Source organism: Massilia sp. Soil_C_3, assembly GCF_057657035.1.
In genome coordinates this window covers 100,793-125,098 of the sequence record NZ_JBDGJG010000011.1, presented here as the reverse complement: position 1 = coordinate 125,098, position 24,306 = coordinate 100,793, and the positions used below count along the sequence as shown (strand labels likewise).

Here is a 24,306-nt window from a genome sequence, read left to right as displayed (position 1 = left end):
ATCATCGGTAGACGTACAATACTCGTGCCTATCTTGCACTGATGGAGTACGAACCATGATGATCAACGAGACGCCCGACGCGGCAAGCGAGTCCGGCGTGCAGGCCGGCCGCAGGCAGCGTGTGGACAGTCGCACGCGCGACCTGGTGAACCAGGCGATAGCGTCGATCCCGACGCTCGGCCTGGCGCGCGCTGCGGAATTCCTGGCCACGATGAACGTGCCGGCCGAGGTGGCGGTGCGGGCGCTGGTCTATCCGAAGCTGCGGCGCGCCAGCTAGGGTCTGACTGAATCCGGAGTCGCAGCGTTCGTTTGTACGCCAGTCCCGCAGCCTGAACACCCCAGTCCCGCAGCCTCAGCACGTCATTCCTGCGCAGGTGGGAATCTAAGTTCGTCGCGCAGCCACTTCGTGGAGGGGCAGCAGTGAAGCATAAGACTTGGATTCCCGACTGCGCGGGAATGACGTGCCAGGGTCGCGAGACTGACGTGAAAAACATTTTGCTAATCCTGCACCCTCACCTGCACCCTCAATCAGACAGACCCCAGGTGCCGGCGCTAGACGCCAGGATCAGCGGCGTTCTTCCTGCTGGTCGATGTCGGCCAGCGATTCGCGGCCGCGCTCGCTGAGCGCATGGCCGCCCGCCTCGAGCGGCAGGATGTGCGATTTGCGGCCCAGGAAGCGCAGCACGTCTTCGTCGACCGCCGCCATCGGGTCGGCCGCGAGCGCGCGCAGGCCCAGTACGCAGCGGCGCAGGAACAGCACTTCTTCGCCCTTTTCGGTGAGCGTCAGCCGCTTGTCGCGGCCAAAGGACATGAGCTTGATGCCGCACAGGCGCTTGGTGTTGCGCCCGACGCAGGCCGTCGCCAGATCCTGCTTGCCACCACGGCGCACCAGTTCCAGCGCGTCGTATTCGTCCGTTGTCAGCTTTTCGTTTTTCATTACCGCATTCAATTAAGCAAAGGGCGCATGGTACGCGCCCCGGCCCATCGCGGCAACCTTCAGCGCAGCGAACGCAGCGCGTACCAGCCGATCCCGGCGCCGGCAATCACCCCCAGCAGCAGTGCTAGCCGGCCACGGTCGGAACCCAGCAGCGGGCGGCGGCCCAGGTAAATCTTGTTGTACAAGGTCGAACCCATCATCTCCTCCTGTTTTTTTATTGTTACAAGCTCATTATAGAAACCCCATCGTTGCCGCAGTGTGACAGCGGGCACACCCCACGTTGCGGACGACGAAAAAGCAACACCATGGGCGGCTTCGTGCCGCGCGCCGGGACCGTGGGCAGCCTGTTAGGATCGTACGACATTGACAACTTTAGCGGAGCACAGCATGAACGACCCGACGCCCAGTATCGATCCCAAGAACAAGGGCCGCACGATGTACGACGAGGCGGACATCGGCAGCGGCGAACGTTCTCCGGGACAGCATGAAACCGATGAAATGATTCGCGAAATTCCTCCATTGCCATCGAACCGGCAGGCCGAAGACGGCGTGCCGCATGGCGGCAAGGAAGGCAATGAAGGCGGCGGTGCGCCGGAAGGCAACCGCCAGGGAACGCCCGGGGTCTGAGCCCCGGACTACTTAGTTCGCCCGGATCGGCGGTTCGGGCAGGCGTGGTTCCTCGACCGGGGCATTCACCGGGTCGGGGACGTCGTCCGGCACCGGCGGCGGCGCTGGCGGCGCCGGCGGTTCGCCCGGATATTCCGGGTCTGGCGTGGAATGGAGGTGCTGATTGACGCGCTCGCGCCAGGATTCGTACGACTGTAGTTCGCTCATATGGGCCTCTCAGGTTGGACGCGCGCCGCGGCGATGCCGACGGGCGCGCGATGACATGGAAGGCAACGCGGTTGCCTGTGGTGCATTCGTGCGCAGACTAGCACGGATCAAGCAGCCCGGTTTTTCGATTGAGCTAGCACCAATGCAATGTCCTTCAGCAATAACAACTCGGCTATAGTGGCGTTTTACCCACTTAGGCAATACTTCCCATGCGCTTGGCCAGCCTGCTTCCTGCCCTCCTGCTCGGCGCGCTCCTGAACGCCCACGCCGCCGCCCCGATGAAACTCGACGCCTACCTGGCCCTGACCGGCCCCTCCCCCACGGCCAAGCTTGCCTACGGCCCCGCCCCCTCGCAATACGCCGAACTGTTCGTGCCGCAGGGCGCCGGACCGTTTCCGGTCGCGGTGCTGGTGCATGGGGGCTGCTGGACCAGCAAGTTCGGCGGCATCACGCAGTTGCGCAATATGGCCGGCGCCCTGGCCGCGCGCGGCATCGCCGTCTGGAACGTCGAATACCGGCGCGTGGACGAGGAAGGCGGCGGCTATCCCGGCATGTACCTCGACATGCATGCGGCGCTCGACCTGCTCGCGGCCAATGCGGCGGCCCACAAGCTGGACCTGGAACGCATCGTCGCGGTCGGCCACTCGGCCGGCGGCCAGCTGGTGCAGTGGATCGCGGGCCGGTCGCGCATTCCGGCCGGCAGCCCTCTGTACCGCGCCGATGGCGTCAAGGTCGACCGTATCGTCAGCCTAGGCGGCCTGGCCGACCTGCGCCACGAGGCGGCACTGATCAAGTCCAGCTGCGACCGCGACCTCGCGCAACTGGCCGGCACGCCGAGCGCCGGACGGCCCGAGGTACTGGCCGACACCAACGCCGCCGACCTGATGCCCAATGGCAGCCGTACCTGGCTCGTGACGGGCGCGCTCGACACCATTTCGCCGCCGCGCGTGGCCCACGACTACGCGGCGCGGGCAAAAGCGGCCGGCGACGTGGCCGAGGTCGTGATCCTGCCGGAGGCCAGCCACTACGACGAAGTCGCCGCGACCTCCCACGCCTGGCCACACGTGCTGCGGGTGATCGAACAGGCGCTCGCCATCCAACGATAAGCCAGGGAGTCCCTATCTTGAAACCGATCGTGCCGGCACTGCTGGCGGTGAGCTTGCTCGCCACTTCCGGCGCCGTCCTGGCGCAATCCTGGGCGCGCGTGGCCGACGCCTCGCTGGCGCGCCAGGAAATCTATCCGACCGTCCTGGACGACAAGATCTACGTGGCCGGCGGCATCCTGAGTGCGGCGCCGGGCTTTACCGATCTCTTCGAAGCCTATGACGCAGGAGCGGATCGCTGGACCAGGCTGGCGCCGCTGCCCGAATCCCGCCACCACATCGCCCTGGCCGCATCCGGCGGCAAGATCTACGGCATCGGCGGCTTCTCCGGCGCGATTCCGGAGTGGCGCGCCCACGCCTCGGTCTTCATCTACGATCCGAAAGCCGACCGCTGGTCGAACGGCCCCGCCCTGCCGCAAGCCCGGGCCGAAGGCGTGGTGGCCACCGTTGGCGAAAACATCTACTTCATCGGCGGCCGCATTCCGACCAGCCCTGCAGCAAAGCACATCAGCGAACACGCCGACACCAATCGGGCCGAGGCCCTGGACGTCCGCACGGGCCGCTGGTCCCGCATCGCGGACGCCCCCAGCGCGCGCAATAGCGCGGCCGGCGCCGTGATCGGCGACAAGATCTATGTCGTGGGCGGGCGCCAGATGGTCGCGCAGGCCGACGGCAGGTCGCGGCCGGTCAATGTGGCGACGCTGGAGGTGTATGACCCTGCCCTTGATCGCTGGGAGACCCGGGCGCCGATGCCGCTGGCCCAGGGCGGCCTGGCGGCGGGTGCCCACGATGGAAAACTGTATGTGTTCGGCGGCGAGCAGTTCGTCCCGCAAGCCAAGGTGTTCGCCGAATCCTGGGTCTACGACCCGGCCACCGATCGCTGGTCGGCCCTGCCGGCCATGCCGACGCCGCGCCATGGGCACGGCGCGGCGGTGGTCGGCAACCGCATCTTCCTGATGGGCGGCGGCGAGAAGGTCGGGGTCGCGGCCAGCGCCGCACATGAAGCGCTCGCGCTGCCGTCCCGCTGAAAGACAAGGCCCACGCATGGCGCAGCGCCCCCTGAGCGTCCTGGTCGTGGAAGACCATCCGACCATCGCGCGCCAGGTAGTCGACTTCCTGGACGGGTTGGGGTGGCATCCCGACCACGCCGCCACCGGCGCGCTGGCCATCGACCTGGCCACGCGCGAGCCCTACGACGTGGTCTTGCTCGACCTGAACCTGCCCGACCTCGACGGCCTGGAAGTATGCCGCGCGATCAAGGCGCGCGCGCCGCGCAATGTGCCGGTGCTGATGCTGACCGCGCGCGATGCCTTCGAAGACAAGGCGCGCGGCTTTCGGGATGGCACCGACGACTATCTGACCAAGCCGTTCGACCTGCGCGAACTGGCGCTGCGCTGCGAAGCGCTGGCGCGCCGTTCGCAGCTGCACCTCGAGCAGGCCTTGCAGGTCGGCCCGCTGACCGTGCTGGTGCGCGAGAAGCGCTGCCTGTACCGGGGCGCGCCGCTGGCGCTGACCCAGTCCGGCGTCACCATCCTGTCCGCGCTGTGCAACGCCCATCCGCACGCGGTCTCGCGCTCGGCGCTGATGCACGCGCTGTGGGGCGCCGATCCGCCCGACAGCGACGCCCTGAAATCGCATGTCTACGCCCTGCGCAAGCAGCTCGAACTGGCCGGCGGCGGGAAGATGATCGTGACGATCCCGCAGCTCGGCTACCGGCTGGTGCCGGACGATGCGGCCGATGTTTAGGTCGATCCGGCACGGCCTGTTCGCCGCGCTGGCCGGGTTCGCGGTCCTGATCTGCATCTGCTATACGGGCCTGGCCCTGGTCATCGCCTACGTGACCGAAGACATGCTGGTCGAGCGCCTGCTGCAGCGCGAAGCCGCCGCGGTCAGCGCCCATTTCGACCGCCATGGCGAAATCAAACCGCCGGCCGACGACCTGATTCGCGTCCACACCCGCATCGAGACGCTGCCACCGGCGGCGCGTCCGCACGCGATGGCTGGCGCCAGTCGCGCCGAGATCTTCACGCAGACGGGCCAGCACTATCACCTGCGCGCGCTCGACCTTGGCGCGGGGCCGGGCGCGCAGCGCGTCTGGCTTCTGGCCGACTTCGCGCCGCTGCTGGTGGTCTCGAAACTCATCCAGGACGTCGGCGGCGTGCTGATCTTCGTCGCCCTTGGCCTGATCGGCCTGGCGCTGCTGCTGGCGTGGCTGCTGGCCAGGCGCCTGGTGTCGCCCTTGCAGACCCTGGCGCACGAGGTCAGGCAGGTCAGGCCCGGTGCGCAGGTCGCACTCGGCGCACGCGAGCGCCGCGACGAGATCGGCTACCTGGCCGAGCGGCTGGGCGCCACCTTCGAGGAACTGCATGCGGCGCTTGCGCGCGAACACGCGTTTACGCGCGACGTCAGCCACGAATTGCGCACGCCGCTGACGGTGATGAAGAACACGCTGGCGCGGGCCGCCCCCCATCCGGACGTGGCGCAATTGCAGGCGGAGATTGCGCAAATGAGCGCCACCATCGAGGTGCTGTTCGCGCTCGCGCGCGCAGAGCAAGTGGCGCATGCGCCGTTCGACCTGCGCGCCTGCATCGAAGAGAGCCTGCTGCGCCTGGTGGATGGCCAGGACCTGGCCGACGATTGTCTGGTGCTGGACCTGCCGGACCGATTGGAAGTGGTCGGCAACCGCCACCTGGCGCTGCTATTGCTGAACAACTGCCTGGGCAACGCCCTGTTCCACGGCGGACCGGAAACGCGACTGCGGCTGACGTTTGCGGATGGGGTACTGGGCATCGCCAATACGGTCGACGCGGACCGGACCGGCCAGGTGCAGGGCTTCCTGCACGGCCAGAACCTGCTGGGGCGGATCGCCGCAGCCATGGACTGGACACTCGACTTCCATGCGGGCGGCGCGGCCTACCGGGTCGACATCGTTCCGCTGCGCCCCGTGTAAAAGCCGGGGGATTTCACCACGGTTTCACCGGCAGTTTTCTACCCTGTGTACTCCTCCACTCACCGCGTACGCACAATGAAAATCCTGTTCAGTGTTCTTCTTCTCGCCTGCAGTGCCCTTCCCGCCCTGGCGCAGGTCCAGTCCCTGCAGCACAAGGAAGAAAAACGGCGCTACCTCGTCTACACGCCGGCCTCGTACGCAGCCGCGCCGCACAAGCCCTACCCGCTCGTGTTCAACTTCCACGGCAGCGGCATGAGCATGGCCGAGCAGATGCTGTACACGCAGATGAACCGCGCGGCCGACCGCCACGGCTTCATCGTCGTCTATCCGCTGGGCGTCAAGCAGGACTGGAACGTCGGCTTCGGCCAGTCCTACCGCGAAGGCACGAACGACATCGGCTTCACCGAAACGCTGCTCGCCAAACTGAAGCAGGACTACCGGGTCGACGCGAGACGCGTGTACGCTACGGGCCTGTCGCGCGGCGGCTTCTTCGCGCTACGCCTCGCCGCCGAACTACCGCAGCTGTTCGCCGCCGTGGCCGCAGTCGGCGCGCCGATGCCGGAGCCGGTGATACAACACCACGCCAGAAACTCCAGGGTCGGCGTGCTGCTCATGCACGGCACGGCCGACAAGGTGGTGGCCTACAACGGCAAGCCGGGCGGCTACCTGTCGGCGCAGGATAGCTATCGCTATTGGCTCAAGCAGAATGGGATCGCCACCGACGCGCAGACGGAGCGCACGATCGACGCCGATCCCGGCGACGGCACAACCGTCACCTGGATCGAGGCCGGCAACGGCCAGCAAAGCGTGGCGCTGGCGACGATCGCCGAAGGCGGCCATACCTGGCCCGGCGCCGACCCGTTCAACGTCGGCCTGCCGATCGGCTCAACGACCCGCGACATCGATGCCAACGAGACGATGTGGCAGTTCTTCAGCCGGCACCGCCGTCAGTAAAGCACCACCGAGCGGATCGATTCGCCGCTCTTCATCAGGTCGAAACCTTCGTTGATGCGCTCGAGCGGCAGGCGGTGGGTGATCAGGTCGTCGATATTCAACTTGCCCTCCATGTACCAGTCGACGATCTTCGGCACGTCGGTGCGGCCACGCGCGCCGCCGAAGGCCGAGCCTTTCCACTCGCGCCCGGTCACCAGCTGGAACGGACGGGTCGCGATTTCCTGGCCGGCGGCGGCCACGCCGATGATGAAGGACTGGCCCCAGCCTTTATGGGTGCACTCCAGCGCCTGGCGCATCAGCGTGGTGTTGCCGACGCATTCGAAACTGTAGTCGGCGCCGCCGTCGGTCAGCTGCACGATGTGATCCACCACGTTCGCCACCTCGTTCGGATTGATGAAATCGGTCATGCCGAACTTGCGGGCCATGGCTTCGCGGGCCGGATTGATGTCGACGCCGATGATCTTGTCGGCGCCGACCATCTTCGCGGCCTGGATCACGTTCAGGCCGATGCCGCCAAGCCCGAACACGACCACATTGGCCCCGGCTTCCACCTTGGCCGAGAACAGCACCGCGCCGACGCCGGTGGTGACGCCGCAGCCGATGTAGCAGACCTTGTCGAACGGCGCATCGCTGCGGATCTTCGCCAGCGCGATCTCGGGCACCACGATGTAGTTCGAGAAGGTCGATGTCCCCATGTAGTGGAACAGCGGCTTGCCGTCCAGCGAGAAGCGCGAGGTCGCGTCGGGCATCAGGCCGCGCCCCTGGGTCGAGCGGATCGCCTGGCACAGATTGGTCTTCTGCGACAGGCAGAATTTGCACTGGCGGCACTCCGGCGTGTACAGCGGGATGACGTGGTCGTCCTTTTTCAGGGTGGTCACGCCCGGGCCGACGTCGACCACGACGCCGGCGCCCTCGTGACCCAGGATGGCCGGGAACAGGCCTTCCGGATCGGCGCCCGACAGCGTGTAGTAATCGGTGTGGCAGATGCCGGTGGCCTTCAGTTCGACCAGCACCTCGCCTTCGCGCGGGCCTTGCAGGTCCACTTCTTCGATCGTCAGCGGCTGGCCCGCCTGCCATGCGACGGCTGCTTTGGTTTTCATGGTGATCCTTGCTTGCATTGTTTGAATAGCGCGCAGTATGCGCTCCCCGGCGAGCGGTTTGCATGCTTGGGCGCGAGAATGGCAGGATTTTGCCGCATGAAGACTGGATTTTGCCGCCTGCGGCGGCGACAATGGCGCATGACCAGCACGCCCCCACCCGCCATCGACGCCCGCACGGAGCGCACCCGGACCGTCGACATCGTGGTCTACCCCGGCTTCAAGGCGATGGAGGCGATCGGGCCGATGTCGGTGTTCGAGTACGCCAACCTGCACCTCGCCCGGCGCGGGCACCAGCCCGGCTACGACGTGCGCATTGCGTCGAGCCGTCTCGGCCCGGTAGCGTCGGATACCCTGATGTCGCTCGAGGCGACCAAGGTCTTGAACACGCTGACGCTGCCCGACAGCGCGATCGTGGTCGGCGCCCGCCACATCGATGCCGCGCTGGCGGACGGCGCCGCGATCGTCGACTGGATAGCGGCCGCCTGCCCTCGCATCGAACGTCTGGCGTCGCTCTGCTCGGGCGCCTTTTTTCTCGCCGCCGCCGGGGTGCTCGACGGCAAGCGCGCCACCACGCACTGGAGCGTCGCAGAGCGCCTGCAGGCCTTTCACCCCGCCATCGCGGTCGAGGCCGACGCGATCTTCATCCGCGACGGCAAGCTATGGACCTCGGCCGGCGTCACTGCCGGCATGGACCTGGCGCTGGCCCTGGTCGAGGAAGACTTCGGCCGCGACCTGGCGCTCGAGGTGGCCACCGAAATGGTGGTCTACCTGAAGCGGCCCGGCGGCCAGTCGCAGTTCAGCTCCTACCTCAAGAGCGAACGCACGGCGCGCCCGAACATCCGCGAATTGCAAAACTGGATACTGGACAATCTGCACGAGCGCTTCACGACGGCGCAACTGGCCGCCAGGGCGATGATGAGCGAGCGCCACTTTGCCCGGGTGTTTCAGCAAGAGGTGGGCTTGAGCGCCCAGGAATTCATCGAGGCCAGCCGCTTCGAGCGGGCCACCCACCTGCTGGCCGACCTCGGCTTGCCATTGAAGACGGTGGCGGCGCGCGCTTGCTTCAGCGACGAGGCGCATATGCGGCGGGTGTTCATGAAGAAGCTGGGCATCACGCCGAAGCTGTACCGCGAACGGTTTGCCACGACCGGGCTCGAGAGCGCCAACTGAGCGCTACCTGAGCACCTCAGTCGAACCGCAGCCGCCGCGCCAGCGGCAAATCGACTACCAAATCGCTGCGCGCCAGCGCCACACAAGGCAAAATATACTTTTCACGTTTCTCGTCGAACGACAGGCCGGGCCACTCGACGGTATAGGCCACCGTGCCGTCGCGCAGGCGGCAGATGCAGGTGCGGCAAGTGCCGTTGCGGCAAGAACTGGGCGCATCGAGCCCTGCCGCCTCAAGGGCCTGCAGCAGGGTCGTATCTTCCTGCGCAGAAAAACTGGCGCCAAGGGGAACCAGGGTGACGGTATGGCTGATGGTCGGCATGGTCCGTCGATTGTAGCGCCGGCTGGAACAAAGCGGACAAGTTTGAAGGGTTCGTTCACGCACAGACCCGGTTGATTCATGTCATTACGCTAAGGTTTCCAGAAGCATATTGCAGGAGACCATATGAAAAAAGCCACCGCACTGACCCTGATCGTCGCCCTTGGAGGCGTTTTCCCTTCTGCCTTCGCGCAACAGCCAGCCGGCCAGCTAGCTCCTGTCCAGCAGCAGCAAACTACAGCGGGAACACCCATGCAAGCCGCGCCTGGCGCGGTGCAGGATCCCGCCATCGCCGAGCAGGCCGAATTCGAACGCCTGTTGCGGGCCCAGGTGCTGCTCGAGCGCCAATACCTGTCGCCAGGCGAGATCGACGGCGCCTATGGCTCCAACCTGCGCCAGGCCCTGAACACCTTCCAGGCCCAGCGCAATCTGCCGGTCACGGGCAAGCTCGACGAAGCCACCTGGAACGCACTGAACACCGACCCCAGCCCGACCCTGGCCGAATACACGATCGCCGCGGAAGACGTGGCCGGCCCCTTCCAGCCGATCCCGGACACGATGATGGGCAAGGCCAAGCTGCCCGCGCTTGGCTACGCCACGGCGCTCGAAGGCTTGGGCGAGAAATTCCACGCCAGCCCGGCCCTGCTGCAACGTCTCAATCCCGGCAAGTCGCTGTCGCAGGCCGGCGAAAAGATCGTGGTGCCGCACGTGAGCGGCAAGCAGCCACTGGCGCAGGCCGCCAGGGTCGTGGTGCGCGATTCGACCAAGACCCTGCAGTTGTTTGACGCCGGCGGCCAGTTGCTGGCCCAGTATCCGGTCTCGACCGGCAGCAAGCGCGACCCGCTGCCGATCGGCAATTGGAAGATCAACGGCGTGCACGCCAACCCGGTCTACAACTACAACCCGAAACTGTTCTGGGACGCCAAGCCAGGCGACAGCAAGACGCAAATCAAGCCGGGGCCGAACAACCCGGTCGGCGTGATGTGGATCGACCTGTCCAAGCCGCACTACGGCATCCACGGCACCCCGGTGCCCGGCCATGTGGGCAAGACCGAATCGCATGGCTGCATCCGCCTGACCAACTGGAGCGCTGCCGAAGTGGGCGCGGCGGTCGGCGAAGGCACCGAAGTCGAACTCGTCAAATAATCTTTAGATCAACCCCGGCGAGAGGCGCCGGACGGAGAACGCGATGAAATGGCTGATGACCTTGATCGTTGGCGCGCTACTGGGCGCCGGGGTGCTGTTCGTGTTGCTGAGCGACGGATCGGACTCGCCGGCGCCGGAGGTCGTCGCCACCGCGCCGCCGGCCTCGAACCCGGCCGGCGTGCCGGCGGCGCAGATCGAGGGCCAGCTGCCGCCCGCGCCGGTGGTCGAGCCGAACCTGCTCGAGGCCGACCTGCCGCTGCGGCCTGAAGTCGCGGAAGGCGCCGCGCCCATGGCTCCTGCCACCGTACCCGGCAAGCTGCTGGTGCCGGTCCAGGGCATCAAGTCGGATCAGCTGACCGACACCTTTTATCAGCCACGCGGCGAACAGCGCCAGCACGAGGCGCTCGACATCATGGCGCCGACCGGCACGCCGGTGCTCGCCGCGGCCGACGGCAAGGTGGTCAAGCTGTTTCAGAGCAAACCGGGCGGCCTGACGGTCTACCAGTTCGATCCGAGCGAGCAGTATGCCTATTACTACGCCCACCTCGACCGCTATGCCGACAATATCAAGGAAGGCATGGACGTCAAGCGCGGCGACATCGTTGGCTACGTCGGCGCGACCGGTAATGCCGACCCGGCCGCGCCGCACCTGCACTTTGCCGTCGTCGCGCTGACGGCCGAGAAGCAGTGGTGGAAAGGCACCCCGCTCAATCCGTTTCCACTAATGTCCGACCAGTAGCCGAGGCACTCGACGGCGCGGGCACCGGCTCGTCGACGTCCAGCCCCACATTGATCGCGGCATAGGCGCGCTGCACCGCGATCGCCTCGCGTCCGCCGGCGCCATACAGGTCGCCGGCCGCCTCGATCATCTTGGTGCGCGCATCGGCGTAATTGGTGCTGGACGTGAACTTGGTCGTGTTGGCGCGGAACCAGATGCGGAAGGCCTTGTCGATGCCGATGCCCGTCATCGCCAGCGGCTGCTTGACCAGGTAGCGGCTCCAGGCATCGTTGCCACTCTCCGCGCTCGAGCCTTTCGCCAGGAAGTAGAACATGCGGTTGTTCGGGCCGCTGCTGTAATGGACGTCCAGCCGGCGCAGGCCCGTGCTCCAGGCATCAATGCTATTGCCATCCTTGCTCGGCTTGATCATCCAGCGCAGCGGCGTGCCGGTGCGGCTGATCTCGCTGCCCAGCATCCAGTCGTTGCCGGTCTCGGGGATTACGTCGCCGGTGCCGCCGCCGCGCGCATAGGCTTCGACCACCTCGCCCGCGATGTCCGAACTCGATTCGTTCAGGCCGCCCGGCTCGCCCGAGTACACCAGGTTCGACGAGGCGGCCGTGATGCCGTGGCCCATCTCGTGGCCGACCACGTCGATCGAACCCAGGTTGGTGAAAAACGTGCCATCGCCGATGAACATGCAGCGGCAGGTATCGCTGTAATAGGCATTGTCATAGCCGCGGTTGACGTGCACCGCGATGTGGGTGGCCGTGTCCTGGCCGTCCAGCGCCAGCCAGCCCAGCACATTCTTGTGCATGTCATAGGTGTTCTTCAGGCCCCACATGGCGTTGACGGCGGCGGTCTGGCCGTTCGCTCCCGTGGTGCTGCCGCCCTCGACGAACTGCTTGCCGTCGCCCCAGGTGTTGACGGTGTTGCTGTACACCCGGCCGCTCGCCGTGCCGTGATTGGCGTTGGTGATCGCCATCGCGCCGAACGATCCGCCCTTGCCGCGCTCGGGGTCGAGCATCTGGTAGACGTTGTTGGCGAAGGTGGTGCTCAAGGGGACATCGCCGTTGTACTGGCTCTTGCCGATGCCTTCCACCGTCTGCAGCATGTTCCAGCGGTCGATGATCTCGCCGTCACGCGCGTTGACGACGACGTCGTAATACAGAGGCTGCGCGCCGCTGCGCATCCTTAGGCGGACCAGCCAGGCCAGCTCATAGCGCTCCACCGTCTCGACCAAGTCGACCGCGTTCAGTTCGGACTCGAGCTTGCCCTCGGCGCCGGGCGCGCGTTCGTCGCGCATCATCGCGTAGATCAGCAGTTCGGCGGTCGGCGCCACCACGTTGACGACGCCGTCCGGCATGTCGCGCAGCGCGGCGGCGATCGCGGCCTTGCGGTTGATGGTGGGTTTTACATTGAAACCGGCGGTGGCGCCTCGCATGCGGTTGGCGGCGCCGCGCCCCAGGTGCAGGCGGCGCGGCGAGGCGCTTTCGGACACGATCTGGCGCCGCGCGTCGAGCACCACCACGGATTCCGAGCCAAAAATCCTGAGACCCTTGTACAGGTGGGCGACGCGTACCACGTGGGTGCCCTGCACGCCCGGGTGTTGGGCCATCACCTTGTAGCCGTGGTCGGCGTCGAGGCCGACCGCCGGGCGGCGCGCCGCCAGCTGGCTGACGACCTGGGCCTGGGCCTTGCCGTCCAGCTTGAGCGGCGGCCCCATCATCGGCGCAGCCAGCGCAGTGGGCGCAAACACGGGCGCGAACAGGACGGCAGCCGCCAGCAGGGCTGCCTTGAGAAGCGGTTGCGGGATCATCTCGTCTCCATCCGGTATGCCGGGCCGGGGGGCGCCGGTCATCGACCATGATGGACGAGCTTGTAAAGGTGGGTTTGCTCAAGAACAATGACCGTGTTGCCACAATTCGGCAACACGGTCATCAAGGTAGTACGGCGGACAACTCAGCGGGCAATCAGCGATAGCGGCGGTCGCGCCGTTTCATCAGGTAGCAGGCGGCGCCGATCACGGCCGCGCCGATCGCCACTTTCTTGGCCAGACCCGCCGGATTGTGCTTGAACTCGGACTTGATGCCCATTTCAGCCAGGATGTTCGGCACCTTGCCCTTGGCCAGGTCGTCGCCGATGCCTTCGACCACGTTGACGCGGTCGGCCAGCAGCAACAGCAGCCAGTGGCGCACGTCGTTTTCGGTGCTCTTGAAAGCCAGGCGCCGGATCGCGCCGGACAGGCCCGACGGCGGCTGCACCGTCCCGAATAGCGGCGTGCGGCCCGGACGCTCGGTCGAGACCAGTACTTCGACGTGCTGTTCCTGCGGCACCGGGTCGCCGTCGGGGACGTTGATGAAGCGCGGCGGTGTGCGCTCCATCGGCACGCCGGGACGGTTCTTGCGATCGAGGTCGGCGCCCCAGCCCTGGATGTGCTGCAGCTGGTCGCGGGTCGGGCGGCGCGGCGCAATGGCGCCGTGCACGTGGCCCACATGGCCTTCGCCGTCATGCTCGCCCGGCGCATGGTGGCCGTCGTGCTGGTCGTTGGCGGTGACGATATCGTTGCGTGTTTCCATATTTTCTCCTGTGCTCGATCGTGTGTTCACTGCTGGACGCTGGCCTTGACCGCCTTCACCTCGTTGGCGCGCGGCGGGATCAGGATCGGCTTGATGCAGTTGTCCAGCTTGCTCGAGAAGATGTGATATGCATCCGACACCTCTTCCAGCGGGATGCGGTGGGTGATGATCTGCTTCGGATCGATCCGGCCTGCACGGATGTGCTCGATCAGGCGCGGCAGATGGCGCCGCACGCTGGCCTGGTTCATGCGCAGGGTCAAGCCTTTGTTCAGCGCATTGCCGATCGGAACCGCGTTGAAGGTCGGGCCGTACACGCCAACGATCGAGACGTTGCCGCCCTTGCGCACCGAGTTGATGCACCAGTGCAGCACGGTCGCCGCACCGGCCTGCATCATGGTGTAGACGCCGGTGATGGTCTGCATGGTGTTGCCGGCCGCTTCACAGCCCACCGCATCGATGCAGACGTCGGCGCCCATCCAGTCGGTCATCTTCTTGATGTGCAGCGCCATGTCCTTCACGTCCTTGAAGTTGACGACCTCGCACTGGGCGTAGCGCTTGACGAATTCGAGGCGGTACTCGACGTGGTCGACCACGATCACCCGCCCCGCCCCCATCAGCCAGGCCGACTTGGCGGCGAAGATGCCGACCGGGCCGGCGCCGAACACAACCACCGTGTCGCCTTCCTGGATGTCGCCCATCTCGGCCGCCTGGTAGCCGGTGGGCAGCGCATCGGTCAGCAGGACCGCATCGTCGTCGTGGATGTCGTCGGGAATGACCATCGGGCCGACGTCGGCCATCGGCACACGCACGTATTCGGCCTGGCCGCCATCGTAGCCGCCCGCCGTGTGCGAGTAGCCGTAGATGGCGCCGACCGCCGTCGCTTGCGCATTCGTGTTGTGGCAATTGCCATACAACTCGTGTTGGCAAAAGAAGCAGGAGCCGCAAAACACATTGAACGGCACCAGCACCTTGTCGCCGACTTTCAGCTTGTGCACGCCCGACCCGACCTCTTCCACGACGCCGATGAACTCGTGGCCGAAGGTGTGGCCGACCCGGGTGTCGGGCACCAGGCCGTGGTACAGGTGCAGGTCGGATCCGCAAATGCAGGCCCGGGTGACGCGCACGATGGCGTCGCCGGGGTGCTCGATGACGGGATCGGGCTTGTGCTCGGCGCGGACCCGGTATGGCCCACGGTAATTCATTGCCAGCATGGAGGCTCCTTCACAATTCGGTTGGTGACGGCTCGTGCGAGGACGAGCTGATGTGACACAAACTTATGTCAAACCGTCACGAATTGCGATAGGCGCACGGAAACGAACGCACCTTTCCAGCGATTTTATCTAATAAAATCAAGTAATTATGTGTGCTAGGCAATTAATTGATGCTGTTTATAGCTTTTTTTCATCGAATGTATTGCAAGCTTCGACCTGTCCGCTTTCCAGCCCACGCTGGAACCAGCGTACCCGCTGGGCCGAGCTGCCGTGGGTAAACGAATCTGGCACGACCACGCCGCGCGCCTGCTTTTGCAAGGCATCGTCGCCGATGGCGCTGGCCGCATTGAGGGCCGTCTCGATGTCGCCCTGCTCCAGGATTTTGGCGCGCTGGTTCGTGCGATTGGCCCACACGCCGGCGAAGCAATCGGCCTGCAGTTCCAGGCGCACCGACAAGGCATTGCCCTGGGTCTCGCTGGCGCGCTGCTGCGCTGCGTGCACTTTATTGGAGATGCCCAGCAGGTTCTGCACGTGGTGCCCGACCTCGTGCGCGATGACGTAGGCCTGGGCGAACTCGCCCTCGACGTTGAAGCGCTGCTGCATGGTGCGGAAAAAGCCCAGGTCGATATAGACCTTGCTGTCGGCTGGGCAGTAGAACGGGCCGGTCGCGCTCTGGCCGACGCCGCAGGCGGTGTTCGTGCGGCCGTCGAACAACACCAGCCGGGCCGGCGTGTACTGCGCGCCCTGCTCGCTGAACAGCTGGGCCCAGGCATCCTCGGTATAGGCGAGGGTGGTGCGCACGAAGCGGGTTTCGCGGTCGTCGGCGCGCTCGGCGCGCGGCTGCTCGACCTGTGCCTGCTGCTGTGGCGGCGCGCCGCCCGACAGCAGGCCGAGGATGGTGGCAGGCGAGACGCCAAGGAAATACGAAGCGACAAGGGCGACAACGATGGTGCCGATGCCGATCGAGCGGCCACCGAAGCCGAAGCCTCCACCGCCCCCGCCGCCATCGCCACGCCGGTCTTCTACATTGTCGCTTTCACGGTCGCCTTCCCAACGCATCGATGCTCCTTTTAGTTGCCGCCGCGGCGCAAGTTGCAGGTGTCGGCGCGCTCGCGCGCGTCCTTTCCGCGCAGGTCGTCCAGCGCGCCCAATCCGGCGCGCAGCTCGTCATGCAGCGCGCGCTCGCGGCGCTCGCGTGCGATCTCGCGCGCCATGCGGCTGCGCGGCACGTCGTCCAGTTCCAGGCTCGTCATGATTTCTCTCCCACTTTTAATTTTCCGGTCGATTTCCATCGCCTTCCGGTTGATCACATAATGCACCAAATCCGGCCCGCGCACGCATACATCCTGCGTGCGTGCGCGCACGGAGCGAACGCCGCGCCTGTGCCAGGCTGGCGCCATGAACTCATCCAACGCCAACGCCCTCCTCGCCCTCGGCAAAGCCCTGCGCCAGGCCGGTTACCGCTTCATGACCGTCACGCCCTCGACCCACCGCCGCATCAACAGCCGGCCCGGCAACGAGCGCGCGCACGACCTGCGCGGCGTGTTCGGCTGGAGCCGGCCGTTCGACCGTGATCTGCTGCCGGCGAGCGTGCTCGCGCTGATGGTCGATGCCGGCATGCTGGAAGAGAAAGAGGATGGATTGCGTTCACTGGTCCGGGTATCGACCCTCGACGACATGCTGCTGTTCCACTCGGCCTGGCCGACGCGCGACGACGACAGCGTGTTCTTCGGCCCCGACACCTACCGCTTCGTGACCGCCATGCGGCGCGGCTTCGCCTTCGTCGGCGCCGGGCCGGTGCGCGCGGTGGACATCGGCTGCGGCGGGGGCGCCGGCGCGCTCACGATCGCGCGCGCATTCCCGCACGCCGAGGTGATCGGCGCCGACATCAACCCGAAGGCGCTCGAGCTGGCGATGGTCAACGGCCGCCTGAACGGGGCGGCTAACTTCGCGCTCGCCCAAAGCGACCTGTTCGACGGCCTGCAGGGCGACTTCGACCTGGTGGTGTCGAACCCGCCCTTCGTGGTCGATCCCGACGAGCGCCGCTACCGCCATGGCGGCGGCGAACGCGGCGCCGAACTATCGCGCCGCATCGTCGAGCAAAGCCTGGGCCGCCTGCGCCGCGGCGGCAGCCTGATGCTCTACACCGGCGTGGCCCTGTCCGGCCCGGGCGACCACTTCCTGGAAAGCCTGCGCCCGACCCTGTCGGCGCAATGCGACACCTGGACCTATCAAGAGCTCGATCCCGACATCTTCGGCGGCCAGCTGGGCGAACCGGGCTATGAGGACGTGGAGCGGATCGCAGCAGTGTGGCTGCACGCGGTCAAGCGCTGAGGCTGGATTGACGGCTGGCTTGTGACCAGTTCGTATCCGATTTATGCCAGGCGAATAATCGACATCGAAACAGCCCGGAATGGCGGGCGAATGCTGGTACTCGCCATGACAAAGCATTACAATCTGGCAACTACTGCAAATACAGCGCGGATATCGCGCGCCCGCCATTCATGCACGCCACGCCTCCCCGCAAGCAAGCCTTGCTGCGTTTTCTCCTGTCGGTGTTCCTGGTCCTGGTGGTGGTGTTCAGCACCACCGAAGTCAAGCGCTATGGCGACTTCCTCGAATACGGCCTGACCACGGTCGCCGTCGCCGAACACGGCACGCCCTACATCGTGGCCAGCGACGTCGAGCGCATGATCGAACTCACGCCGCAGAACGAGGTCGAGTTCCGCGCCGTGCTCGGCACGATCCGCGACAGGATCAGCGCCGGCGAGCAAGTCCCGATCCCCGGCCTGCTGCTGTCCGAGCGTGGCCACTACATGTCGATCCACTTCGTCGGCTATTCGATGCTGACGGCGATCCCGTTCGTCATCCTCGACGGCATCGGCGTCAATCCGTGGAAGGCCTACCAGGTGATGAACTACCTGCCGGTGCTGGCGCTGGCCGCGGCCTGCTACCTGCTGCTCGGCTCGGCCCTGCGCGCCTGGGTCGGCATCATGCTGTTCGTGCTGTGCGGCGCGCTGCCCTACCTCAACTGGACCAGCCCGGAAGTGTTCACCATGGGCTCGCTCCTGGCGGGCCTGATCCTGTTCACCATCGGACGCCCGATCGCGGGCGCGATCCTGGTCGGCCTGGCTGCGACGCAAAATCCGCCGCTGGTGTCCTTCGGCCTGTTCGCACCCTTCATCCGCATGGGCTGGCTGATCGTCTCGGAAGACCTGGCGTGGCAAAGCGCGCTGCACCGTGTCGTCAACTGGCGCAATGCCGTCGCCTGCGCGCTGCAGATCGGGCTGTCGGTGGTGCCGATGCTGTTCAGCCTGTGGGAGTTCCACGAACCGAGCCTGATCGCCAAGTTCTCGACCGACCCGGCGCTGGTCACTCCAGGCCGCCTGGGCTCGTTCTTCTTCGACCCGAACCAGGGCGCCATCATCGCCTTCCCGACCGTCGCCCTGCTGCTGGCGTGGCTGCTGTGGCAGCGGCGTGCGCAGCGCCCGCTGTGGCACCTGGCCGCGACCTTCGGCCTGATGCTGGCGCTGGCGATTCCGGCGCTGTCCACCGTCAACTGGAATTCCGGCGCCTCGGGCCCGATGCGCTACGTGGTGTGGGGCGCCTCGCCGCTGCTGTACCTGGCGCTGGCCTGGCTGGCCCTGCAGCGGCGTTGGCCGCTGGCCCTGATCACGGCGGTGCTGGTGCTGCAGTTCGGCGCCATGTGGCACGCCAAACGCTACGGCTACACCGACTTCAGCCCGCTGGGCCAGTGGGTGCTCGAGACGGCGCCATCGTGGTACAACCCGGATCCGGAGATCTTCTACGAACGCACCAACCACCAGGACGGCTCGTTCAACGTGAACGGCGTGATCGCCTATCCGAACGCCGAACAGCCGCTCAAGACCTTGTACAACGTGCGCAATCCAACAGCGCATGAGACCCTGTGCGGGCCGGGACGCAAGCTCGACGAGCGCGACGTGGTGGTGATGGGCCAGGGCTGGCGCTATATCAACGGGTCCCCGGTGTGCGCGGCGGCGGGCGAATAGCGGCGGTATGGCTGTACGCGGTCAAGCGCTGAGCGCCGCCACCTCGGCGCAGCCCGGCGCGCGCGCCTCCCTCACCTCCCGCGCCTCCTCCTGCCAGCCATCGTCGGCGCCGTACAGCGTCAAGGGCCGCAGCACCGGCGCGGTGAAGCAGTAGCCCTGGCCGGCGACGTTGACCAGCCAGGGACAGTCGCCGCCACCGCCGAGGACCTTGCGCAGATTGACGACCTGCGCCCGCAGGTTGACGTCTTCCACCACCGTGTTCGGCCACACGGCCTGCATCAGCGCGCGCTTGCTCAGCACCTCGCCGGCGTGGGTGGCCAGCAGCACCAGCAGGTCGAAGGCCCGGCCTCCGATCGCGACCGCCTGCCCGCCGCGCCGCAGGCGCCGCGCCGCCGGCACCAGCTCGAAATCCAGGAACGCCAGCGTTTCGTATCCCGCCCTGCCTTTCATGTTCATGCTCATGTTCCGCTCCTTCGCACTCTCCCCGACGACGCCGGCATGGCGCCCTGGGCCGCCCGGCGACTTGTATTGATTTGTAACCGGGAGGCGTCATAATGGGAGGATAGCGGTCACATCCATCCTTCAGCAGGCCCGATCGGGGGTGAACGTCGCGCGAATCACCATCAATAACCATCTTTCAGGGATTTCATGGCAAGAACTACCGCCATCTTCACGCCGGGCATGCCGCGATGAGCGGCGCGCCGACGCCGCCCATCCGGGTGCTGCTGGTCGACGACCATCCGCTGATGCGGCGCGGGATCGCCGGCGTGCTCGAGGACGAACCGGACATCGCGATCGTGGCCGAGGCCGACGACGGCTTCAAGGCCCAGGAACGCTATTTCGACCTGCTGCCGGACGTGACCCTGATGGACCTGGCGATGCCGCGCTGCGGCGGCATCGAGGCGATCCGCGCGATCCGCGCCAGGGACCCGCAAGCCTGCATCATCGCTGTCACCACCTATGCCGGCGACGGCCAGGTGCAGCGCGCGCTCGAAGCCGGCGCCTCGGGCTATGTGCTCAAAAGTTCGCTGGGCACGGGCGTGGCCGATCTGGTGCGCGCGGCCCACGCCGGACGCCGGGTGCTGGCGCCGGACCTGGCCCAGCGCCTCACCCAGGCCAGGCCGGAACAACTGACCGCGCGCGAACGCGACGTGCTGGCCCTGGTCGCCCAGGGCCTTGGCAACCGCGAAGTGGCGCGCGAGCTCGGCATCGCCGAAGAGACGGTCAAGGGTTACCTGAGCAATGTGCTGCAAAAGCTGCAGGCCAGCGACCGCACGCACGCGGTGGTGATCGCACTGCGGCGCGGGATGCTCGACTGAGGCCGCGCCGTTTCAGTCCAGCGCCGTCAGCGCATCGACCTGCGCACGCGAGGGAATCCCCTCGCGTGCGCCCAGTCGCGCCACCGCGAAACTGGCCGCCGCGCAGGCGAAGCGCAGGCAGTCCGCCAGCTGCCGGCCCTCGAACAGCGCGGCCAGGAAGGCGCCGTTGAAGCAGTCGCCGGCGCCGGTGCTGTCGACCGCGTCCACCCGGAAGGCCGGCTGGGACGCCGCCTCGTCGCGGGTCGCCGCCAGTGCGCCGGCGGCGCCGCAGGTGATCACCATCAGCGCCGGACCATGCGCCAGCAGGCTGCGCAGATAGCCGGGCTCCGGCTCGCGGCCGAACAGGCGGCGGTAGGTCGCCGCATTCATGAACACCACGGCGGCTTGCCCCAGCAGGCGCTCGATGTCGCCGGCGCGCGGCGCCATCGCGGCTTCGACGTCGATGGCCACCACCGTGCCGGCCGCCCGCGCCAGGGCCAGTACGCCGGCGAACTCCCCGGGATCGTAGGGCATCGCATACAGCAGCGTGCTCGCCGCCAGCGCCTGTCCCAGGGCCGGCGCATCGAAGGGCGCGCCGGGCAGCGGCGCATAGACCAGCGCCTTCTCGCCGTTTGGCTCGAGCATGATCATGGCGCAGGCCGACGGCGCCCCCGCCACCGTGCGAACGTGGCCGGTCGCGACCCGGTGCCGCGCATAGGCGTCCAGCAGGAAGCGGCCATCGGCGTCGTCGCCGACCCGGCCGAAGGCTTGCGTGCTGCAGCCCAGGGTGGCGGCGGCGCAGCCGGCATTGGCGACCGTCCCCCCGGCGAAGCGGCCGAGCCGGCGCCCGAGCGCTTTTTCGTCGGCTGCCGGCGCGCGCTGCACGGCGAACACCAGATCGACGTTCGGGTCGCCATAGGCGAGCAGGCGGAACGGGCGGCCCAGGTCGAGCCCCGCGCCGTCCAGCACCCGCGCCAGGGCGGTATCTCGCATGCCGGTCATCGCGCCGGCCCCGCGTCGAACACCAGGAAGCGGGTCGGCCCCCCGTCGAAGTTGTTGTCCGAGGCGAGCACCAGCGAGCGGCGCCCGCCCGCCAGCGCCGGGCCCCAGGCCATCGCCTCGTAGTTGGCGGCCCAGCCCGCAGGCAGGCTGGCGCTGTCGAACAGCAAGCGCTTCACGGCCGCCCTTGGCTGGCGCGCAAGGCCGGCCAGAGGCGCGTCAGGGTCGAGCGCCTCTGCCTGCGCCAGGTCGACCTCGTACAGCCGCACCGCGAACTCGAAGCGCTTGCCGGCGAGCTGCCGTCCGGCGCGCTCGATCGCCAGCAGGCGCCGCGGACCGAGGGCGAGGATCTCGGAGATGCCGTTATCGACGAAGCCTCCCTCGAAGGCCGGGGCCGGCGCCGGGTCCAGCGGATAGGCATACTGGGCCACGATCCGGCCATCGCGTTCCACCAGGCTGATGCGGCTCAGCGCGCCCTGGCCCGGCGCCGGCGCCGGACCGTCCTGGATTGGCGGCGCCTCCATCGCCAGCCACAGCCTGGCGCCGTCATGCGAAAAGCTCATCCCCTCCATCCCGAGGTTGCTGCGGCCACCGCACGCGCAGTCGGGCCGGATCTGCAGCGCCGCCAGATAAGGCAGCTCGCCCGCATGGCGGCCATCGAAGCCGGCGCGGCGCACGAAGGACGGTACTCCGGCCGCGCGGTCCCCTTCGCTGGCATACCAGATGCCGCCGCCGCGCGGGTCGATGCGCAGGGCTTCGACGTCGGCGGAGACGCCAGGCTGGCCCCAGGCCGGATACGGTTCGCCGTCGGCCTGGCGCAGCACCACGGTGCGCGTGACCTCGACCGGCCCCACCGCGCCGCCGTCCAGGTCGATGCGGGCGGCGTAGATGCGCGCCGGCCCGTGCGCGCCGCGGTCGTCGCTGGCCAGCAGCCACTCGCCGCTGGCGGCGTCGTAATCGATGCCCGAGATACCGCCGACCAGCGTCGCGTCGACGCGCAGGTCGGGCGCCAGCTGTTGCATGCCGACCAGGCGCAAGTCGCTGACCGTAATGAGCGTGACAGCGGACGGCACGCCCGCGCAGCCGGCCAGCAGGGCCAGTACGGCAATGAGGTAGCGCCGGCTCATGGCAGCCTCCCGATCGCCTGCGCCACCAGCGCCAGCAAGGCGTCGTTGTCGACCGAGGTCATGACGCGCGCATTGGCCGGGCCGGGGGCGTCCCCACGCTCTTCGAACCAGGCCTGGGCGTGGCCGGCGCTGGGGCCGTCGCGCCAGTCGACCTGCACGTGGCAATCCTCGGCGCCGAACAGTTCGGGCCGCGCCAGCCAGGCCACCGGGCAGGCGTCATGCAGCAGCGGATCGAGCAAGGCATAGGCGGCGAGCATTTCGCCCGCCGCCTGGCCGCAGGCATTGGTGGCCCGGGCGAAGCCGGCGATCCAGTCCGGATGCATCACGGCCTGGCCAGTGACGTCGAGCGGGAACAGCAGCAGCTCGGCGCCGGCGTCCAGGACCATGCGCGCGGCTGTCGGATCGGCATGAAAGTTGAACTCGGCGGCCGGCGTGATATTGCCCGGCACCCGCAGCGCGCCGCCCATGACCAGCACCCGGCGCGCCCGCGCCAGGCTGCCCGGCGCCAGCATTTCGCACAGTGCGAGGTTGGTGAGCGGGCCGATGGCGACCAGGTCGATGCTGCGCGCCGGCGCCTCGGCCAGCAGCTGCGCCAGGTGCGTCGCGGCATGTCCCGGCGCCACCGACCCACGTGCAGGCAGCTCGACGCCGCCCAGGCCGTCGGCGCCGTGCACCAGGTTGCAGCGCGCTCCGGCATAGCCGAACGGCCGCGCGGCGCCGGCATACACCGGTACCGCGGCCTGGCCGGCCAGGTCGAGCACGCGACGCGCATTGCGTGCGGTGACGTCGACCGGGCGGTTGCCGGCCACCGCCGTCACCGCCAGCAGTTCGATCCCGGGCAGGCCGGCCGCCAGCAGCAGGGCCAGGGCGTCGTCGATCCCCGGATCGCAGTCGATGATGACGTGCCTGCTCATGCGGCGCCCTCCAGGAAGGCCGCGATCGCGGCGCGATCCGGCTGCGCCGCCTGCACGCCGCGCGCGCCGCAGCACAGCGCGGCGGCGGCATTGGCCGCCGCCAGGGCCTGCATCACCGGCTGCCCTTCGGCGCAGGCGGCCGCGAACACGCCGGCGAAGGTGTCGCCGGCGCCGGTGGTGTCGATCACCTCGACCGCGTGGCCGTTCAGCGTGCGCACGTTACCGTCCGGCGCCGCCAGCAGCGCCCCGTGCGCGCCGAGTGTGAGCAGCACCTCGCAGCCGGCGGCGCGGGCCAGCGCCGGCGCGCGCGTGGCGGGCGCGCCTGGAGCCACCCCGAAAGCGTCGGCCAGGCCGTTCAACTCGATGCGGTTGGCGATCACGATGTCGACCGCCGCCAGGTCGGGCCGCAGGCCGGCCGGCATCGGCGCGGCATTGAGCATCACCCGGCAGCCCAGGGCGCGCGCTCGGCGCGCCAGGCGCAGCGAGTCCTCGACCGGCACCTCGAGCTGCAGCAACAGCACACGCGCCTGCGCCAGGTCGGCGTCGCGCACGTCGTCCGCGCAGGCCGCGCCGTTGGCGCCCGGCGCGACCACGATGCGGTTCTCGCCGTAGGCGTCGATCGTGATCAGCGCGCTGCCGGTGGCCTGGCCCGGCGCGCGCCGCACGCCCTCCAGGCCGACGCCCGCCTGCGCCAGCCCGGCCAGCGCCGTCGCCGTCGCCGCCAGTTCATCGTCGCCCACCGCGCCGAACAGCGCCACCTGCGCGCCATGACGGCGCGCCGCGTGCGCCTGGTTGGCGCCCTTGCCGCCGCCGCCCATCAACAACGCCCCGCCCAGCACCGTTTCTCCGGCGGCCGGCGCATGTTCCACCCGCACGCTCAGGTCCAGGTTGACGGATCCGAATACGATCACCATGGTTTTCC

General features: G+C 67.7%; 28 protein-coding genes. 13 read left to right on the top strand and 15 right to left on the bottom strand.

Annotated elements, in window-relative coordinates; genetic code table 11:
* Positions 1-55: 55 nt before the first annotated feature.
* Entirely contained in the window at positions 56-277 is a 222-nt protein-coding gene (locus AC3A6F_RS22130) for a hypothetical protein (protein ID WP_487685037.1), read from the top strand.
* 288 nt (positions 278-565) lie between these two features.
* Here AC3A6F_RS22130 and AC3A6F_RS22125 read toward each other — a convergent pair whose 3' ends face one another.
* Positions 566-937: a hypothetical protein gene (locus AC3A6F_RS22125; RefSeq protein WP_320475491.1), complete on the bottom strand. Its 372-nt coding sequence runs from the start codon at positions 935-937 to the stop codon at positions 566-568.
* Positions 938-996: 59 nt separating this feature from the next.
* Complete coding sequence (locus AC3A6F_RS22120; protein WP_487685034.1) at positions 997-1,134, bottom strand: hypothetical protein; 138 nt, start codon at positions 1,132-1,134, stop codon at positions 997-999.
* Positions 1,135-1,324: 190 nt separating this feature from the next.
* On the opposite strand from AC3A6F_RS22120, the gene AC3A6F_RS22115 reads away from it, so the two are divergent.
* Complete coding sequence (locus AC3A6F_RS22115; protein ID WP_487685031.1) at positions 1,325-1,564, top strand: hypothetical protein; 240 nt, start codon at positions 1,325-1,327, stop codon at positions 1,562-1,564.
* Between the two features lie 12 nt (positions 1,565-1,576).
* Here the strand turns inward: AC3A6F_RS22115 and AC3A6F_RS22110 are convergent, their stop codons facing one another.
* Positions 1,577-1,771 (bottom strand): hypothetical protein, encoded by a 195-nt coding sequence (locus AC3A6F_RS22110; RefSeq protein WP_487685028.1) that lies wholly within the window; start codon positions 1,769-1,771, stop codon positions 1,577-1,579.
* 209 nt (positions 1,772-1,980) lie between these two features.
* Here AC3A6F_RS22110 and AC3A6F_RS22105 point away from each other — a divergent pair, with 209 nt between their 5' ends.
* The 5 genes from AC3A6F_RS22105 (at position 1,981) to AC3A6F_RS22085 (ending at position 6,778) form a co-directional block, all read left to right on the top strand.
* Complete coding sequence (locus AC3A6F_RS22105) at positions 1,981-2,877, top strand: alpha/beta hydrolase (protein ID WP_487685025.1); 897 nt, start codon at positions 1,981-1,983, stop codon at positions 2,875-2,877.
* A gap of 17 nt (positions 2,878-2,894) precedes the next feature.
* Complete coding sequence (locus AC3A6F_RS22100) at positions 2,895-3,902, top strand: Kelch repeat-containing protein (RefSeq protein WP_487685022.1); 1,008 nt, start codon at positions 2,895-2,897, stop codon at positions 3,900-3,902.
* 16 nt (positions 3,903-3,918) lie between these two features.
* On the top strand, positions 3,919-4,620 hold the full coding sequence (locus tag AC3A6F_RS22095; protein WP_487685019.1) for a response regulator transcription factor: 702 nt from the start codon (positions 3,919-3,921) through the stop codon (positions 4,618-4,620).
* Positions 4,613-5,824 carry a sensor histidine kinase gene (locus AC3A6F_RS22090; RefSeq protein ID WP_487685016.1) on the top strand — a complete coding sequence of 404 codons (1,212 nt, stop codon included), beginning with the start codon at positions 4,613-4,615 and terminating at the stop codon, positions 5,822-5,824. The genes AC3A6F_RS22095 and AC3A6F_RS22090 overlap by 8 nt, the downstream gene beginning before the upstream one ends.
* 75 nt (positions 5,825-5,899) lie before the next feature.
* The gene (locus AC3A6F_RS22085) at positions 5,900-6,778 is read left to right on the top strand and encodes an extracellular catalytic domain type 1 short-chain-length polyhydroxyalkanoate depolymerase (RefSeq protein ID WP_487685013.1); all 879 of its coding nucleotides are present in this window, start codon (positions 5,900-5,902) and stop codon (positions 6,776-6,778) included.
* Here AC3A6F_RS22085 and AC3A6F_RS22080 read toward each other — a convergent pair.
* Complete coding sequence (locus AC3A6F_RS22080) at positions 6,772-7,878, bottom strand: S-(hydroxymethyl)glutathione dehydrogenase/class III alcohol dehydrogenase (RefSeq protein WP_487685010.1); 1,107 nt, start codon at positions 7,876-7,878, stop codon at positions 6,772-6,774. The genes AC3A6F_RS22085 and AC3A6F_RS22080 overlap by 7 nt on opposite strands.
* A gap of 138 nt (positions 7,879-8,016) precedes the next feature.
* Here AC3A6F_RS22080 and AC3A6F_RS22075 point away from each other — a divergent pair, with 138 nt between their 5' ends.
* On the top strand, positions 8,017-9,048 hold the full coding sequence (locus AC3A6F_RS22075) for a GlxA family transcriptional regulator (protein WP_487685007.1): 1,032 nt from the start codon (positions 8,017-8,019) through the stop codon (positions 9,046-9,048).
* A 16-nt stretch (positions 9,049-9,064) separates the two neighbouring features.
* Here AC3A6F_RS22075 and AC3A6F_RS22070 read toward each other — a convergent pair whose 3' ends face one another.
* Positions 9,065-9,367, bottom strand: coding sequence for a 2Fe-2S iron-sulfur cluster-binding protein (locus AC3A6F_RS22070; protein ID WP_487685004.1), 303 nt, complete (start codon positions 9,365-9,367; stop codon positions 9,065-9,067).
* A 123-nt stretch (positions 9,368-9,490) separates the two neighbouring features.
* Here AC3A6F_RS22070 and AC3A6F_RS22065 point away from each other — a divergent pair, with 123 nt between their 5' ends.
* Together AC3A6F_RS22065 and AC3A6F_RS22060 are read left to right on the top strand one after the other, a co-directional pair.
* A complete protein-coding gene (locus AC3A6F_RS22065; RefSeq protein ID WP_487685001.1) occupies positions 9,491-10,510 on the top strand; it encodes a L,D-transpeptidase family protein in 1,020 nt (339 codons plus the stop codon).
* A 55-nt stretch (positions 10,511-10,565) separates the two neighbouring features.
* On the top strand, positions 10,566-11,249 hold the full coding sequence (locus AC3A6F_RS22060; protein WP_487684998.1) for a M23 family metallopeptidase: 684 nt from the start codon (positions 10,566-10,568) through the stop codon (positions 11,247-11,249).
* Here the strand turns inward: AC3A6F_RS22060 and AC3A6F_RS22055 are convergent.
* The 5 genes from AC3A6F_RS22055 to AC3A6F_RS22035 form a co-directional block, all read right to left on the bottom strand.
* Entirely contained in the window at positions 11,218-13,044 is a 1,827-nt protein-coding gene (locus AC3A6F_RS22055; protein WP_487684995.1) for a M4 family metallopeptidase, read from the bottom strand. The genes AC3A6F_RS22060 and AC3A6F_RS22055 overlap by 32 nt on opposite strands.
* Positions 13,045-13,198: 154 nt before the next feature.
* Entirely contained in the window at positions 13,199-13,804 is a 606-nt protein-coding gene (locus AC3A6F_RS22050) for a hypothetical protein (RefSeq protein WP_487684992.1), read from the bottom strand.
* Positions 13,805-13,830: 26 nt separating this feature from the next.
* Complete coding sequence (locus AC3A6F_RS22045) at positions 13,831-15,015, bottom strand: zinc-dependent alcohol dehydrogenase (protein WP_487684990.1); 1,185 nt, start codon at positions 15,013-15,015, stop codon at positions 13,831-13,833.
* Positions 15,016-15,192: 177 nt separating this feature from the next.
* Positions 15,193-16,074: a KPN_02809 family neutral zinc metallopeptidase gene (gene ypfJ / locus AC3A6F_RS22040; RefSeq protein ID WP_487684987.1), complete on the bottom strand. Its 882-nt coding sequence runs from the start codon at positions 16,072-16,074 to the stop codon at positions 15,193-15,195.
* A gap of 11 nt (positions 16,075-16,085) precedes the next feature.
* On the bottom strand, positions 16,086-16,268 hold the full coding sequence (locus AC3A6F_RS22035) for a hypothetical protein (RefSeq protein WP_147936749.1): 183 nt from the start codon (positions 16,266-16,268) through the stop codon (positions 16,086-16,088).
* 145 nt (positions 16,269-16,413) lie between these two features.
* On the opposite strand from AC3A6F_RS22035, the gene AC3A6F_RS22030 reads away from it, so the two are divergent.
* Complete coding sequence (locus AC3A6F_RS22030; protein WP_487684984.1) at positions 16,414-17,349, top strand: methyltransferase; 936 nt, start codon at positions 16,414-16,416, stop codon at positions 17,347-17,349.
* Between the two features lie 200 nt (positions 17,350-17,549).
* Positions 17,550-19,046, top strand: a complete 1,497-nt coding sequence (locus tag AC3A6F_RS22025) for a hypothetical protein (protein ID WP_487684981.1) — start codon at positions 17,550-17,552, stop codon at positions 19,044-19,046.
* 21 nt (positions 19,047-19,067) lie between these two features.
* Here AC3A6F_RS22025 and AC3A6F_RS22020 read toward each other — a convergent pair whose 3' ends face one another.
* Positions 19,068-19,508, bottom strand: a complete 441-nt coding sequence (locus tag AC3A6F_RS22020) for a winged helix-turn-helix domain-containing protein (protein WP_487684978.1) — start codon at positions 19,506-19,508, stop codon at positions 19,068-19,070.
* Positions 19,509-19,735: 227 nt separating this feature from the next.
* On the opposite strand from AC3A6F_RS22020, the gene AC3A6F_RS22015 reads away from it, so the two are divergent.
* A complete protein-coding gene (locus AC3A6F_RS22015) occupies positions 19,736-20,365 on the top strand; it encodes a response regulator (protein ID WP_487684975.1) in 630 nt (209 codons plus the stop codon).
* Between the two features lie 12 nt (positions 20,366-20,377).
* Here AC3A6F_RS22015 and AC3A6F_RS22010 read toward each other — a convergent pair whose 3' ends face one another.
* Genes AC3A6F_RS22010 through AC3A6F_RS21995 form a run of 4 tightly spaced genes read right to left on the bottom strand, consistent with a single transcriptional unit; the run spans position 20,378 to position 24,298 of the window.
* Positions 20,378-21,337, bottom strand: a complete 960-nt coding sequence (locus AC3A6F_RS22010) for a carbohydrate kinase family protein (protein WP_487684973.1) — start codon at positions 21,335-21,337, stop codon at positions 20,378-20,380.
* Between the two features lie 5 nt (positions 21,338-21,342).
* Entirely contained in the window at positions 21,343-22,470 is a 1,128-nt protein-coding gene (locus AC3A6F_RS22005) for an esterase-like activity of phytase family protein (protein WP_487684970.1), read from the bottom strand.
* On the bottom strand, positions 22,467-23,384 hold the full coding sequence (locus AC3A6F_RS22000) for a nucleoside hydrolase (protein WP_487684967.1): 918 nt from the start codon (positions 23,382-23,384) through the stop codon (positions 22,467-22,469). The genes AC3A6F_RS22005 and AC3A6F_RS22000 overlap by 4 nt, the downstream gene beginning before the upstream one ends.
* Positions 23,381-24,298 (bottom strand): PfkB family carbohydrate kinase, encoded by a 918-nt coding sequence (locus AC3A6F_RS21995; RefSeq protein ID WP_487684964.1) that lies wholly within the window; start codon positions 24,296-24,298, stop codon positions 23,381-23,383. The genes AC3A6F_RS22000 and AC3A6F_RS21995 overlap by 4 nt, the downstream gene beginning before the upstream one ends.
* Positions 24,299-24,306: the final 8 nt, after the last annotated feature.

Bases quoted from the DNA above. Each gene is read 5' to 3' on its own strand.
- AC3A6F_RS22130 (WP_487685037.1), top strand. From the start codon at position 56: ATGATGATCAACGAGACGCCCGACGCGGCAAGCGAGTCCGGCGTGCAG.
- AC3A6F_RS22125 (WP_320475491.1), bottom strand. From the start codon at position 937: ATGAAAAACGAAAAGCTGACAACGGACGAATACGACGCGCTGGAACTG.
- AC3A6F_RS22120 (WP_487685034.1), bottom strand. From the start codon at position 1,134: ATGGGTTCGACCTTGTACAACAAGATTTACCTGGGCCGCCGCCCGCTG.
- AC3A6F_RS22115 (WP_487685031.1), top strand. From the start codon at position 1,325: ATGAACGACCCGACGCCCAGTATCGATCCCAAGAACAAGGGCCGCACG.
- AC3A6F_RS22110 (WP_487685028.1), bottom strand. From the start codon at position 1,771: ATGAGCGAACTACAGTCGTACGAATCCTGGCGCGAGCGCGTCAATCAG.
- AC3A6F_RS22105 (WP_487685025.1), top strand. From the start codon at position 1,981: ATGCGCTTGGCCAGCCTGCTTCCTGCCCTCCTGCTCGGCGCGCTCCTG.
- AC3A6F_RS22095 (WP_487685019.1), top strand. From the start codon at position 3,919: ATGGCGCAGCGCCCCCTGAGCGTCCTGGTCGTGGAAGACCATCCGACC.
- AC3A6F_RS22090 (WP_487685016.1), top strand. From the start codon at position 4,613: ATGTTTAGGTCGATCCGGCACGGCCTGTTCGCCGCGCTGGCCGGGTTC.
- AC3A6F_RS22085 (WP_487685013.1), top strand. From the start codon at position 5,900: ATGAAAATCCTGTTCAGTGTTCTTCTTCTCGCCTGCAGTGCCCTTCCC.
- AC3A6F_RS22080 (WP_487685010.1), bottom strand. From the start codon at position 7,878: ATGAAAACCAAAGCAGCCGTCGCATGGCAGGCGGGCCAGCCGCTGACG.
- AC3A6F_RS22075 (WP_487685007.1), top strand. From the start codon at position 8,017: ATGACCAGCACGCCCCCACCCGCCATCGACGCCCGCACGGAGCGCACC.
- AC3A6F_RS22070 (WP_487685004.1), bottom strand. From the start codon at position 9,367: ATGCCGACCATCAGCCATACCGTCACCCTGGTTCCCCTTGGCGCCAGT.
- AC3A6F_RS22065 (WP_487685001.1), top strand. From the start codon at position 9,491: ATGAAAAAAGCCACCGCACTGACCCTGATCGTCGCCCTTGGAGGCGTT.
- AC3A6F_RS22060 (WP_487684998.1), top strand. From the start codon at position 10,566: ATGACCTTGATCGTTGGCGCGCTACTGGGCGCCGGGGTGCTGTTCGTG.
- AC3A6F_RS22055 (WP_487684995.1), bottom strand. From the start codon at position 13,044: ATGATCCCGCAACCGCTTCTCAAGGCAGCCCTGCTGGCGGCTGCCGTC.
- AC3A6F_RS22050 (WP_487684992.1), bottom strand. From the start codon at position 13,804: ATGGAAACACGCAACGATATCGTCACCGCCAACGACCAGCACGACGGC.
- AC3A6F_RS22045 (WP_487684990.1), bottom strand. From the start codon at position 15,015: ATGCTGGCAATGAATTACCGTGGGCCATACCGGGTCCGCGCCGAGCAC.
- ypfJ (WP_487684987.1), bottom strand. From the start codon at position 16,074: ATGCGTTGGGAAGGCGACCGTGAAAGCGACAATGTAGAAGACCGGCGT.
- AC3A6F_RS22035 (WP_147936749.1), bottom strand. From the start codon at position 16,268: ATGACGAGCCTGGAACTGGACGACGTGCCGCGCAGCCGCATGGCGCGC.
- AC3A6F_RS22030 (WP_487684984.1), top strand. From the start codon at position 16,414: ATGAACTCATCCAACGCCAACGCCCTCCTCGCCCTCGGCAAAGCCCTG.
- AC3A6F_RS22020 (WP_487684978.1), bottom strand. From the start codon at position 19,508: ATGAGCATGAACATGAAAGGCAGGGCGGGATACGAAACGCTGGCGTTC.
- AC3A6F_RS22015 (WP_487684975.1), top strand. From the start codon at position 19,736: ATGAGCGGCGCGCCGACGCCGCCCATCCGGGTGCTGCTGGTCGACGAC.
- AC3A6F_RS22010 (WP_487684973.1), bottom strand. From the start codon at position 21,337: ATGCGAGATACCGCCCTGGCGCGGGTGCTGGACGGCGCGGGGCTCGAC.
- AC3A6F_RS22005 (WP_487684970.1), bottom strand. From the start codon at position 22,470: ATGAGCCGGCGCTACCTCATTGCCGTACTGGCCCTGCTGGCCGGCTGC.
- AC3A6F_RS22000 (WP_487684967.1), bottom strand. From the start codon at position 23,384: ATGAGCAGGCACGTCATCATCGACTGCGATCCGGGGATCGACGACGCC.
- AC3A6F_RS21995 (WP_487684964.1), bottom strand. From the start codon at position 24,298: ATGGTGATCGTATTCGGATCCGTCAACCTGGACCTGAGCGTGCGGGTG.